Source organism: Ideonella flava (assembly GCF_051857595.1).
Taxonomy (GTDB): Bacteria; Pseudomonadota; Gammaproteobacteria; order Burkholderiales; family Burkholderiaceae_C; genus Ideonella.
Genome location: NZ_JBPZHD010000008.1, coordinates 19,006 through 31,284, shown reverse-complemented (window position 1 = coordinate 31,284; position 12,279 = coordinate 19,006). Strand labels below are relative to the sequence as shown.

At 68.9% G+C, this 12,279-nt stretch carries 11 protein-coding genes and 1 pseudogene; 8 read left to right on the top strand and 4 right to left on the bottom strand.

From position 1 onward, the window contains the following. The first annotated feature begins 283 nt into the window (after positions 1 to 283). The 4 genes from ACS5PM_RS18005 to ACS5PM_RS17990 are packed head-to-tail and all read left to right on the top strand — an operon-like array spanning position 284 to position 3,504. A complete protein-coding gene (locus tag ACS5PM_RS18005; RefSeq protein ID WP_439389051.1) occupies positions 284 to 949 on the top strand; it encodes a hypothetical protein in 666 nt (221 codons plus the stop codon). A 41-nt stretch (positions 950 to 990) separates the two neighbouring features. Next, the gene (locus ACS5PM_RS18000; RefSeq protein WP_439389050.1) at positions 991 to 1,683 is read left to right on the top strand and encodes a hypothetical protein; all 693 of its coding nucleotides are present in this window, start codon (positions 991 to 993) and stop codon (positions 1,681 to 1,683) included. Continuing rightward, entirely contained in the window at positions 1,667 to 2,734 is a 1,068-nt protein-coding gene (locus ACS5PM_RS17995; protein WP_439389049.1) for a sensor histidine kinase, read from the top strand. The genes ACS5PM_RS18000 and ACS5PM_RS17995 overlap by 17 nt, the downstream gene beginning before the upstream one ends. Continuing rightward, on the top strand, positions 2,731 to 3,504 hold the full coding sequence (locus tag ACS5PM_RS17990) for a LytR/AlgR family response regulator transcription factor (RefSeq protein WP_439389048.1): 774 nt from the start codon (positions 2,731 to 2,733) through the stop codon (positions 3,502 to 3,504). Before ACS5PM_RS17995 ends, ACS5PM_RS17990 begins: the two co-directional genes overlap by 4 nt. A gap of 361 nt (positions 3,505 to 3,865) precedes the next feature. On the opposite strand, the gene ACS5PM_RS17985 is transcribed toward ACS5PM_RS17990, so the two are convergent. The 3 genes from ACS5PM_RS17985 to ACS5PM_RS17975 all read right to left on the bottom strand — a co-directional run bounded on the left by ACS5PM_RS17985 (position 3,866) and on the right by ACS5PM_RS17975 (position 8,775). Next, complete coding sequence (locus ACS5PM_RS17985; protein WP_439389047.1) at positions 3,866 to 4,525, bottom strand: CE1 family esterase; 660 nt, start codon at positions 4,523 to 4,525, stop codon at positions 3,866 to 3,868. Between the two features lie 548 nt (positions 4,526 to 5,073). Next, entirely contained in the window at positions 5,074 to 7,578 is a 2,505-nt protein-coding gene (locus tag ACS5PM_RS17980) for a dockerin (protein WP_439389046.1), read from the bottom strand. 273 nt (positions 7,579 to 7,851) lie between these two features. Further along, on the bottom strand, positions 7,852 to 8,775 hold the full coding sequence (locus ACS5PM_RS17975; protein ID WP_439389045.1) for a LysR family transcriptional regulator: 924 nt from the start codon (positions 8,773 to 8,775) through the stop codon (positions 7,852 to 7,854). A 108-nt stretch (positions 8,776 to 8,883) separates the two neighbouring features. On the opposite strand from ACS5PM_RS17975, the gene ACS5PM_RS17970 reads away from it, so the two are divergent. The 4 genes and pseudogenes from ACS5PM_RS17970 to ACS5PM_RS17955 all read left to right on the top strand — a co-directional run bounded on the left by ACS5PM_RS17970 (position 8,884) and on the right by ACS5PM_RS17955 (position 11,704). Beyond that, positions 8,884 to 9,738, top strand: coding sequence for an NmrA family NAD(P)-binding protein (locus ACS5PM_RS17970; RefSeq protein ID WP_439389367.1), 855 nt, complete (start codon positions 8,884 to 8,886; stop codon positions 9,736 to 9,738). Between the two features lie 11 nt (positions 9,739 to 9,749). Next, positions 9,750 to 10,202, top strand: a pseudogene (locus ACS5PM_RS17965) (transposase); the annotation flags it as partial. Further along, complete coding sequence (locus tag ACS5PM_RS17960; protein WP_439389044.1) at positions 10,199 to 11,350, top strand: low temperature requirement protein A; 1,152 nt, start codon at positions 10,199 to 10,201, stop codon at positions 11,348 to 11,350. The pseudogene ACS5PM_RS17965 and the gene ACS5PM_RS17960, both read left to right, overlap by 4 nt. Before the next feature lie 162 nt (positions 11,351 to 11,512). Next, complete coding sequence (locus tag ACS5PM_RS17955; RefSeq protein WP_439389043.1) at positions 11,513 to 11,704, top strand: acyl-CoA dehydrogenase family protein; 192 nt, start codon at positions 11,513 to 11,515, stop codon at positions 11,702 to 11,704. 91 nt (positions 11,705 to 11,795) lie between these two features. On the opposite strand, the gene ACS5PM_RS17950 is transcribed toward ACS5PM_RS17955, so the two are convergent. Beyond that, positions 11,796 to 12,071: a hypothetical protein gene (locus ACS5PM_RS17950; protein WP_439389042.1), complete on the bottom strand. Its 276-nt coding sequence runs from the start codon at positions 12,069 to 12,071 to the stop codon at positions 11,796 to 11,798. Positions 12,072 to 12,279: the final 208 nt, after the last annotated feature.

Sequence of the window (12,279 nt, the reverse complement as noted above, 5' to 3'; positions counted from 1 at the left end):
GGTCGACCTGCGTCGCGCGCCTGGCGTTCGCGCGCGAGGCCGCGCGGGCCGCGCATGGGATCGATCGCCTCTCGCGGATCTCCCGGGATCGGGCACCATGGGAAAGGTGAGGGGGGGAGACTGATTGCCAAGCCCTGACGCGGCCGGGAGCCGGCCCGGCGCTCGTCGGCTGCCAGCGTGCCTTGTCGACGCTGGCTGTGCATAGTCGCAAGTCGTTGGCCGCGCCCCAGGTGCTGAATCCACACTGCGCCCCGTTCCCACTTCATCCGAAAGGATTCTCATCATGGATTACCGCATCCTGCTGGCAGCACCGCTGGCCGCTGTTGCCGTCACCGCGAGCGGGGCAGGTGCCTTGCGTCAGCCCGAAGGCTGGATGGCCATGGCCTCCTATGCCTGGCCGCAAGGCCAGACGCACGAGGCCGGCGTCGCTCCCGAGACCGAAGCCAGCGGCCAACGTGCGCTCACCGTCAAGGCGCTGGGCCAGCGCCAACCCACCGAAATCGGCAGCATCAGCCAGTACGCCTTCGGCTATGCAGGCAAGCGCGTGCGCCTGACGGCCCAGGTGAAGACGGACGGCATCGATGGCTGGGGCGGCCTGGTGGTGAGCCAGGGCTTCGACCCGCTGCCGTTCCTGGCATTCACGAACGCCTACACCACCACGCCGCCGCTGGGGGCTGCGGGCTGCCCCGAGTGGTGCGAGGTGAGCGTGGTGGCCGACGTACCGGCCGACGGCGAAGGCAGTGGCGTGGTCAACGTCGGCCTGGCGTTGGTGGGCAGCGGTCAAGCCTGGGCCCGGAGCCTGCGCCTGGAGGCCGTGGGTGCCGACGTGCCGGTGACCACCGATGTCTTCGCGGCCAAGGCGGCCGGGCAGCTCCGAGAGAGCGCCTTGCAGGGCAAGCAGCTGATGGCTGGGCAGAAGAAGACGCCGGCGAACTTGTCGCTGCGCTGAGCGCGCCCCATCCCCGACACCAACCCATCAAGGAAATCCACATGGACTACCGAGCCCTATTCGTCACCCCACTCGCCGCGCTGGTCTTGAGCGTCGGCGCCACCGGCCTGCAGATGCCCGCCGGCTGGCAGGCCGGCAAATCTCCACGGGCGGATGCGGCGGCCATCGGCGCACCCGTCGACCAGTACGAGATCGGCATCGACGCGGCCCTTCCCGGCAGCTCGCCCAGCCTCACCGTGCGCTCCGTTGCCAAGTTGAACCCTGGGATCCTCAGCGTTGGGCACGCCTACCAAAGCGTCAGCGGCTATTCCGGCCAGCGCGTGCGCTTCAGCGGCCAGGCGCGCGCCGAGGCGGGGGGCGGCTGGGGCGGCCTTTACCTCGGCCTGGGCGAGATGGACCACGATCTGCTCACGCCGGTGGCAATGGGCCAGGCGGGGGTGGAGAAGCGCCTGCCCGTGGGCGCCGTGCCAGCCGCCGATGACCAGTGGCACGAGGTGAGCGTGGTGCTGGACGTGCCCGCCAATGCGCCCTGGCTCACCCTGGGCGTGGCCCAGGTGGGCGAAGGCCAGGTCTGGGTGCGCGACCTGAAATTCGAGGTGGTGGGCCCGGATGTGCCGGCCACCACCACGCCCATCGGCATCGACTGGGCACAGGCCCGGCGCAACCGTGTCCAGCAGCGCGAGACCTTGGCTGCCATGCCGCCGCAGCCGCTGCGCAATGCCGCGCTGGACTGAACGGCGCGAGCCGCCGGTGGCCCCCTCCATGGCCCCGGCCTGGCGCCCACCCTTGCGCAGCGCCTTGCTGCCCGCCCTGCTGTTCTGGGCCGCCTGGGCGCTGGCGCGTTGGCAATGGCCGCACGCGCGCTGGGTGGGCGTGTCGGCCCAGCTGTGGCTGGCCTACAGCGCCGCCTGGCTGGTGCTGCCCGCGCGCTGGTGGGGCCTGTTCGTGCCGCTGGCGGCCGCCGCCGGCGCCGTGCTCGGCGTCGCCTTCTCGCCCGGAGGCTGGCTGTCCTGGCTGCCGCCCCAGGGCCCTGCAACGGCGCTGCGCGCCGCCTTGCCTGCCCTTGCCTTTGCGTTGCTGCTGCACCTGCCGCTGCGCTGGTGGCGTTGGCGCGAGGAGCAGAAGCTGCGCTGGCAGCTGGCCCGTGCCGAGCAGGCCGCCGAGATGGCCGAGCTCGCGCGCCAAATGAGTGTGACCGAGCTGAAGGCCATGCAGGCCCAGGTGGAGCCGCATTTCCTGTTCAACGCGCTGGCCAGCCTGCAGCAGCTCATCCGCAGCCAGCCTGCCACGGCTGAGCGTTTCCTGGGCGAGTTGCACGACTACCTGCGCATGGCCCTGCCCTCACTGCGCGAGCCGATGTCCAGCGTCGGGCGCGAGCTCGCGCTGGCGCGGGCTTACCTCACGGTCATGGCCACGCGGCTGGGCGATCGCCTGCAGTTTGCGGTGCAGACCGAACCCGGCTGCGAGACCCACGCACTGGCCCCGATGATGCTGTTGACACTGGTGGAGAACGCCGTGCGCCACGGCATCGAGCCGCTGCCGCGAGGTGGCCGCATCGACATCGAGGCCCGCCACGAAGGGCCGCGGCTGGTGCTGCAGGTGCGCGACAACGGTGCCGGCCTGCTCGCCCCCTCACCCGGCAAGGGCCAGGGCCTGGGCCTGGCCAACGTGCGCGACCGCCTGGCCGGCCTCTATGGCGACACGGCACACTTGAGCATCCAGCAACTCGCCGAAGGCGGCGTGTGCGCCCGCATCGAACTCCCCTGGACCGAGCCCCCGCCTTGAACCCCACCGCCCCCCGCGCCCTCCTCATCGAAGACGAAGCCCTGCCGCGCCAGCGCCTGCGCGAGGGGCTCGCCCTGCTGTGGCCCCAGTTGCAGGTGGTCGCCGAAGCCGAAGACGGTGAACAGGGCCTGGCCCTGGCATTGCAGCATCGTCCGGACATCGTGTTCGTGGACATCCGCATGCCGGGCCTGGATGGCCTGCAGCTGGCGCAGCGGATCAAGGGCCTGGCGCACATCGTCTTCGTCACCGCCTACGACGCGCATGCGCTGGCTGCCTTCGAGCAGGGGGCGGTGGACTATCTGCTCAAGCCGCTCGCCACCGAGCGCCTGGCCGAAACGGTGCAGCGGCTGCAGCAGCGCCTGCAGCTGCCCCCGGCCGAACTGGCGCGCTGGCTGCAGCAGTGGCAGCCGCCCCAGATGCCGGCCGCACCCGGACCCAGCGCCGCCGTCCCGCTGCGCTGGCTGCAGGCCTCGCAGGGTGATCGCCTGCATCTGGTGATGGTGGCCGACGTGAGCCACTTCCGCAGCGACAACAAGTACACCTGCGCCGTCACGCGCGAAGGCGAGTTCCTGCTCCGCCTGTCGCTTCGCGAGCTGCTGGACCAGCTGGACCCGGAGCAGTTCTGGCAGATCCACCGGGCCATCGTCGTCAACCTGGCGCAGGTGGCGCGCGTGGAGCGCCGACTGGGCAGCATGGACGTGTTGCTCAAGGACGGCCAGACCCGGCTGCCGGTCAGCCAGAGTTTCCAGCCGCGCTTCAAGCCGATGTGAGCCAGGCCGCTTCGGAAGAAATCGGGGCCACCGGGCCCGCGCCGCTCTCAAGCAGATGTGGCTCTGCCACTTTGCTTGAACCCCCGCGGGGCGCGGGCTGGGCGCAGCCCGGCCCTGGGGGCACTCTCAAGCAAATGTGGCTCTGCCACTTGGCTTGAACCCCCACGGGGGGCGGGCTGGGCGCAGCCCGGCCCTGGGGGCACTCTCAAGCAAATGTGGCTCTGCCACTTTGCTTGAACCCCCACGGGGGGCGGACTGGGCGCAGCCCGGCCCTGGGGGCACTCTCAAGCCAATGTGGCTCTGCCACTTGGCTTGAACCCCCACGGGGGGCGGGCTGGGCGCAGCCCGGCCCTGGGGGCACTCAGAACCGGTCGAAGAAGGTCTTCGTTTCCTTGGCAGAGAAGCCCGGATACCAGTGGCCGCCGGTCGGGGTACCGCACCAGACGACCGGCTTGTCGGCGCTGCAGCCCTGGTACTCGACGCATCCGTTGATGCCCACCGGCGCGGTGCTGTCGCTGCACTGGTTGCGTGCGGTGAAGACGTTGCGCGCCTCCTCGCCCTCCGAGTAGGGGACGACGTTGTCGTCCTGTGCGTGGATGAACAAGGCCGCGACGCGGTGCTGCGACTCGGCGCATCCGCTCCAGAGCGAGCCCGCCATGGGCGCGATGGCCCGCACCACGTCGCCCATCTGGCAGCCGATGGCGTTGGACATCATGCCGCCGAAGCTGAAGCCGGTGGAGAAGACGCGCTGCGTATCGGTGCAGGCGCCTTGCTGCAACTGGCTGATCATCGAGCGCATGAACCGGATGTCGCGGTCATTGGTGTTGGCCCAGCCGGCATCCAGGCCCTGGGGGGCGACGAAGATGGCCGTGTTGCCGTACTCGTTCTTCAGGCCGTAGAAGCCGCTCCAGCCGCGGACGTCGTCCGCGCTGCCGTCGCGCCAGTGCAGCCCGATGATGACGGGGTAGGGCGTGGCGGGGTCGTAGCCGGCCGGCATCTCCACCCAGTAGCTGCGCTGCACGCCATCGGAAGTGATCGACTGGTAGCCGGTGCTGAACTTCGCCGCGCTGCCGCAGCCCGCGCTCGCGTGCGTGTCGGGCGGGGGAGGCGGGGGAGGCAGAGGAGGCGGAGGCGGAGGCGGAGGAGGAGGCGGAGGAGGCGGAGGAGGCGGGGGCGCTGTCGAGACGGGCGGCGTGTCCGACGGGGCCGGGGCACCGCCGCCGCTGCCGCAGCCCGCGACGAGGCTGAGCAAGGCCGCGGCGCACGCAGCTTGCCGGAGCCACCGAAGATCAGCCTGCCGTGGCGCGGCGCTGTGAGGTTGAGCGGTTTCAGGGAGTGCGATCAGAGGCATGGGAAGGCGAGCGTTGGACGCGGGTGGGTTCGCGGAGTGTAGGAATGGGCGCTGGACAGGCGTCCCCTGGCCAGGCCCGGAGCTTGGCGTCGGGTTGGCGCCGGAGCGTTGTGCTCAGAAGGGCGGCGGGTCCGCATGCCCGGTGACCAGCAGCTTCAGCATTCGTCCGGTGACGGCGGCGCGCGGCGCCGCCGTTCCGGTGGTCAGGGCCCGTGCGGTCAGTTGCTGTACAGCACCCCTCGGCCGCTGCCGCTGACGTAGACGCGCCCATGGATGTTCTGGTCGGCCGCGATCATGCCGATGCCGCCGAACCGGGAGGCGTCGTCGTTGATGCGGGTCCACGAGGCACCGGCGTCGTCCGAGCGGTAGACGCCCCAGACGCCGTTGATGGCGCCCACCACGTAGACCGCGGCCGAGTACGACGAGCCGGGCGCCGGCTTGCCCAGCGCCACGGCACTGGCGCCGTGCACCTCGGGCCACTGCCATGGCTCGCGGTCGCCCCAGAGCGACGCGAAGTTGTCGAACCGGGCCCAGGTCGCGCCGGAATCCACCGAGCGGTAGACGGTGTTGCCGTCGGCCAGCCACAGGTCGCCCTCGGCGTTGGGGTTGACCGCCAGCGAAGTGGACCCGAAGGCGTTGGCCCGCAGGCCGGCCGCCACCGAGCCCTGGCTCAGCGTGAAGGTCTGGCCGCCGTTGGTCGAGACGTAGACCCGGCCCGGCGAACCCCACCAGGCGCCGCCCGAATCGTAGGCATAGACCTTGTTCGGGTTGCGGCGGTCGGCCACCATGCGGTAGCTGCGATTGGCGTTGATGTTCGCCAGCGCCGGCAGGTTGGTCGACACCCAGCTTGCTCCGTTGTTCGTGGTGTACGACGGCACCGCGTTCGCTGGCGCCCAGATGGCGCGGTTGCGGGCCGTGACGGCGATGTTCGCTTCGGTGCCCGCGCCGGCCGCGGCGCCGCTGGGCAGCGTCGCGAACCCAGCCCAGGTCTTTCCGCCGTCGCCCGACCAGTGGCCCCGGCCGCTGTTGGTGTCGGGCGAGTAGCCGACGGTGGCGATGTACTGCGGATCGGACCACGCCATGTCGGCCGAGTTGCCGTTGCCCCACCCGCCGGGCGACATCGTCGGCTTCTTGGTCAGGTCGGTGTAGACCCAGGTGCCGATGTCGCCGGCGCTGTCGATCAGCGTGTAGGTCGCCCCGGCCGGCGGCGTGGCCAGGCCCAGAGTGGCGGTCTCCTCCAGGTTGTCGACCCGCTCGGTCCAGCTCGGCGTGGCGGCCGAGGCGTCGCGGGTTTCCCAGATGCCTCCGCCGTGCACGTGCAGCACGCGGTCCCGGTTGAACGGGTCGATCTCGACGTCGTCGATCCAGCCGGAGAACCCGTCGCTCGGCGGCGTGTGGGGCATGGTGGACGCGATTTCGCGCCAGGTCCTGCCCGCGTCGTCGGAAAGCTGGACGACCGGCTGCCCGCTCCAGTTGCCCCAGGAGTTGGTGACGCCCAGCGCGATGCGCGTCGTGGCGCCGCTGCCGGAGACGGACAAGCCGCCATAGCCGAAGCTGGTCCACTGGGTGGGGTCGACACTGGCAAGCAAGGTCCAGGTCGTGCCGTCGAACTTGTAGAGGCGGCCGGGCCCCGTGGCGCCCGGGCCGGCGCCCTGGGTGAACACGACGTAGAACATGCCGTCGGCCGCGCGCACCATGTGCGGGATGTGGAAGCCGGTCACCGGCGTCGCCAACGGGCTCCACGAGGCACCGCCGTTGGTCGAGCGGTAGAGGTTCGAGGTGAGCCCGGCCACGCTGGCGTAGTCGGGCGCGACAGCGGCGTAGATCGTCTGCGTGGCCGCGCCGGTACCCCGGGTGGACGTGTCGTACACCACCAGTTCGACGCCCATGGCGCTGCCACCGACGGCGTTGATCTGCTCCGCAGTCATCTTGGCCGACGACAGCGCGGTGACCTGTGCCCAGTTGCGGCCCGAGTCCGTGCTCTTCCACAGGCCGGCGGTGCGCGAGCCGTAGAGCAGCGTCGAAGGCCGGTTCGGATCGACCATCAGGCGCTCGCCGATGGCCCGGCCGCCGTTGTTGGAGCCGGCCGAGAAGGGCAGGTTGACCGAAGTCCAGCTGGCGCCCCGGTTGCTCGAGATGTACAGGCGGGCTGTGGCGTCAGCCGAGTTGTACAAGCCGGTGACCATGTACACCAGCTGATCGTTGTTCGGGTCCAGCGCGATGCTCTCGACGCCGTGGTGGAAGCTCTCGGCCGGACCGAAGCCGTCGGTGATGGCCAGCCAGGACGAGGTCGCGGCGTTCCAGCGGTAGGCGCCGCCGATGTCGGTCCGCGCATACAGCACCTCGCGCTTCTTCGGGTGGAAGACCAACCCGGTGACGTAGCCGCCACCGCCCCACTTCACGCTGCTCCAGGCGCCCAGCTTGATCGTGAAGGGCTGCTTGCTCTTGGCGCCGCAGGAGTTGGTGTAGGTGGCCGTGGCCTTGCAGGACGCGGTCGGCTGGATGGTCTGCTCGCGCGAGTCGCCCGAGGTGCCGCAGCCGCTCCAGCTCCACGTGCCACCGGTGGCGGGCTGCGGGCCGAGGATGGCCGACTGACCGGCCTTCAGCGTGGCGGAGGCCGTCTGCATCCATTGCCCGCCGATGTTGATGTAGGGCGTGATGGTCGTGGGCTCGCACGTCTGGGCCAAGGCCGGCAGGCCGGCGCCGGCTCCCAATGCAACCATCAAGGTTCCCAACTGCAATCTCATGTTCTGCCTTTCGGACGAGGACCCTGCCGGTTGCCTCCGGATGCGGGTGCCAGGGGGTAAGAAGAAGCGCGCGTCGAGAGATATAGCGCTATATCCATAACGGCTAGTTTCCCTGACCTGGGGTGTGTATCCAGGTGGAATGTGAAACCGCGTGTAGAGCCGCCGTGCAGCGGGCCGCTCCTCTTTCAGGTGATCTTCAACGTCCGACGTCGCGGCTAGGCAAGTCGCGCCGGTGGTGATCTCTGTCGACTATCGGCAGGCGAGAGGATGGACGACCCCTACGACGAACTCCAGGAACGCCCGGACCTTCGCCGGCACCTGATGCCGCGACGGATAGATCGCATGCAGGGGAAAGCGCTCGTCGGCCCAGTCGGGGAAGAGTTCAACGAGCTGCCCCTGATCCAGCAACCCTCGTGTGCCGAAGTCCATCACCTGTGCCAGGCCGTAGCCGGCCAAGCACGTGCTGAGCAGCGTGCCCGCGTCGTTGACGATCAATCGACCGTCCGTCGGCACGATCACACGGCGTCGCTTGCGATGGAACTCCCAGGGGAAGGGCCGGCCCGTCGCCGGATCGCGGAAGTCGATGCAGGCGTGGGCGTCGCGCTCGATGTCCCTGGGCGAGGCCGGGCGCCCGCGACGAGCCAGATAGGCCGGCGCGGCCACGGTGAGGATGCGGGTGTCCAGCAGTTTGCGCGCGATCAGATTCGACGCCGGCAGGTGCCCGAAGCGCACTGCGAGATCGAACCCGTCGGCGATCATGTCGCCCAGTTGGTCCCGGGTCACCAGGTCCAGCGTCAGCGCGGGATGGGCGGCGAGGAAATCGCCAATGCGCGGCCCCAGCGCCATGCGCGAGAAGAAGGGATCCAGCTGGACACGCAGCCGACCACGCACGGCGGAGCGGCCGGCTGCGACCTCGGCGGTCGCTTCCTCCAGACCTGCCAGCAGCGGGCCCACCTGCGCCCGCAGGCGCCGACCTTCGTCTGTGAGGCGGACCGACCGGGTCGTGCGGTCGAAGAGCCGAGCGCCCAAGCGCTGCTCCAGACGAGAGACCGCGCGGCTCACGCCTGGTTGGGACATGTCGAGCTGCCGTCCCGCCTCCGCGAAGCTGCCGGCATCGGCGATCGCCAGGAACACGCCCAGTCCGCCAAGCAGGCGTTCATCGAAACTGTTCATGCGCCACCCGCATCAATCTCATGCCAGCCATGCTATCGGTGAAATGAGGCGATATTCCCAGAATCCGGTTCCGAGCGGCATGGGGCCGCGCAACGATGGAGTCGGATGATGTTCGCTATCACGGGAATCACGGGACAGGTGGGCAGCGCGCTGGCGCGGGCGCTGTTGGCAAAGGGGCAGCCGGTGCGGGCGGTGGTGCGCGATGCGGCCAAGGCCGCGCAATGGCGGGAGCGCGGCTGCGATTTGGCGCAGGCCAATGTCGACGATGCGGGCGCGATGGCCGAGGCCTTCCGCGGCTGCGAGGGGGTGTTCGTGATGCTGCCGCCGACCTTCGATCCCTCGCCGGGCTTCCCCGAGTCAACGGCGCGCATCGCCGCGATCCGGGCGGCCTTGTTCTCGGCGCGCCCGAGGCGGGTGGTGGTGTTGTCGACCATCGGCGCGCAAGCGGCGCAGGAGAACCTGCTGTCGCAACTCGGCGCGTTGGAGCGGGCGGTGGCGGAGCTGCCGATGCCCGTCACCGTGCTGCGACCGAGCTGGTTCATCGAGAACCTGCAGTGGGATGTCGAGGCGGCGCGGGCAACGGGGGAGATCGCGTCCTTCCTTCAGCCACTGGATCGCGCGGTGCCGATGGTAGCGACCGAGGACGTCGGCCGTGTGGCGGCGGAGTTGCTGATGCAAGGCGCCGAGGGACATCACATCGTGGAGTTGACCGGCGCGCGGCCGGTGTCGCCGAATGATTTGGCGCAGGTGCTGGGGCGAGCACTTGGGCGCGGAGTGAGAGCGGTCGCGGTGCCTCGGGAGGAATGGGAGAGCCGCCTCGAGGCGCAGGGCATGCGCCATCCGACGCCCCGGATGCGAATGCTGGACGGCTTCAACGATGGATGGATCGCCTTCGAGGGTGCGCCGTGTGAAGGGGTGGTGACACTCGATGAGGTGGTGGCGAAGCTGGTCGGGCGTGCTTGAGGTGGCCGGCATACGGACAGCTGTTCGATGTGGCCACCGAGGTCCTGCAGACCGTCGCCGCCGATCCCAAGCATCTGGGTGCACGCATCGGCGCGAACACTGGTGCCGCACACCTGGGATCGGCGCTGACGCACCACCCGCGCGTGCAGGGCATCGTGCCCGGCGGCGGGATCTCACCCGATGGCACCGGCCGAGGTCTGCACGGACGCGTTCAGCACGCTGCACGCCACGTTGGCCCGGCCGCAAGGCAGCGCGCTGGCGCACATCTGCGCAGGAAACTGCTGAAGAGCAGCGACAGGGAAGCCACGCCGCGCGAGGTGCCGAGCGCGGCGCACCTCGCTCGCTCCGAACCTTGCTCTTCATGGCACACACTTGCTGCGACCTGTGATGGCGAAGGATTGCCCATGGCCGAGTGGCCTCGACAGGCGCATGGCTGGGATCCAAACCCTACCATCGGCCTGTGAAGGACTTGAGATATCTTGACCCGCACCGCCGCGCGACCTGGCTGGAGCTGTTCTTCGACCTGATATTCGTCGTCGCCTTGGGCGACGCCAGCGAGATCCTGAACGATGCGCACGGTGGCCACATCCCGCCGCACGAGTTCGTGCGTTTCGTGCTGGTGTTCCTGCCGCTGTGGTGGATCTGGGTGGGCCACACGATCTATGCCAATCGGTTCGACACCGACAGCCGCCAGCACCGCCTGTCGACCCTGGTGATCATGTTCCTGCTGATCGTGATCTCCGCGCAGGCCTCGGCCGTTGCCCAGGACCGATACGCGCTGGCCGTGGCCTGCTACTGCGGCGCGCGGATGATCATCGCCGGGATGTACTTCGTGTCGAAGCGCAAGCACCACGACCGGCATGGCTTTTCGACAACGGTGGGCACTGTGTTCGCCGTCGGCGCCGCGATCAGCCTGTCCTCAATCCTGCTTCAGCCGCCATGGAGCTACCTTGTCTTCTACGCCGGGATCCTGTTCGACATGGCCGCCCTGGTGCTGCTGGACCGGCGCCTTCATGTCGTGCCCGCGCACACGCCGCACCTGGTCGAGCGGGTCGGCCTGCTGACCCTCATCATGCTCGGCGAATCGGTGATCAGCATCTCCGCCGCCCTGGCGAACATCGCCTGGAACCGTTCCAACGTCATCGCCGCCGTCAGCGGATTCGTCATGGTGTCGGCGATCTGGTGGATCTACTACGACAGCTTCCACCTGCTGGAGCGGCGCAAGTTGAGGACTGGACATTCGATCCTCTACTCGCATCTCTTCCTGCTCATCGGCCTGGCGATTCTGGCCTCGCTGATCCGGCACGCGATCCTGGGCAGCCTCGACCCGCGCGATTTCCGCCAACTCGCCGTCGCCGGTACCGTGCTGTTCTTCCTGGGCAAGCAGTACGGCTACTACAAGGAAGTGCCGGAGCTGCGGCCTTACCTGCTGTCCAACACCGCGGCGGTGTTCGTCCTGACGGCACTCGTGCTGATGTTGCCGCTCGGGCTCGAAGCCACGCTGGTGGGCCTTACGGCGACGATGATCTGCTATGTACTGCTCAACCTGCGCTACCGCCATCTGGTGCGCATCACGGCCGCGGCCGCCAGCGCCACAAGTCAAGGGTCTTAGCGTCTCGATTCCTGGGGCTGACGCAACGATCGTTCGCGTAAGCCGGTGTCCGGGAGGTGACGGTGATCGCGACTAGCGCATTGACCGGCGACCGACCGGGACCGCTGCAGAACCGCCGCTGACTTACAAAGTCAGGCCAAGACTGGTCTGTGACGGGCGGCCTTGATCCGTCTCAAGGCGTCCTACGCACTGACGGAGCGCAACCACGGTAGCGATATGCGCTCGCTGAATACGCGCGTCGTACGCGATGGGGAGCATTGGGTGCTGGACGGCCAGAAGGCCTTCATCACCTCGGGCACCTCGGGCCGGCGTGATGGTCCTGACCGTGTGCGCGCGCTGTCAACGCGCTTCTAGCGCAGCTGATGGAGCGGCTGCCGCGAAGCGGTCGACGTCGGCAACTGGTCGTCATCCGAGGAACGAGGTTCACTTCGACAACCGAACGCCTTCAGCGTGTAGGCCTCTTGCTGGCCAGCTTGGCCTGCCCCGTCGCGCCTTTGGCACTGGCAACCTTCGCACTTGCAAGATCCCCTGAGAGCGATGCGTTCAGTGCAACTGCAAGTGCGGCTTCGCCGCTCAGCAGATCGCTCCAACGCAACTCCACCTCTGGCCGCCGCTTTCCCTTCCCGACCAGCCGCATCCCTTGGGGATCGAGAACGACGGTGTAGGCCGCACCATTGACGGTAATCTGTCGCTTGAGTTCCCGGTCCAAAGCAGTGGCCATGTGGCGCTCCCAGTGGGTCTTCGACATTCTGGTGGACGCCCGCATTGAGCGGGCTCGTTCATCCCTCGCGGAAGGGCAAAGGACCGCAGACGCAAGTGTCTGCCCTCACGGCGAAAGGCGCGCGAGACCGCGTTTCCGTTGAGCACCCAGGCACCGATGCGGCATTCCGTGCCTGTGGCTCAGGCCCAACCAGTCGAAGCCGGATTGA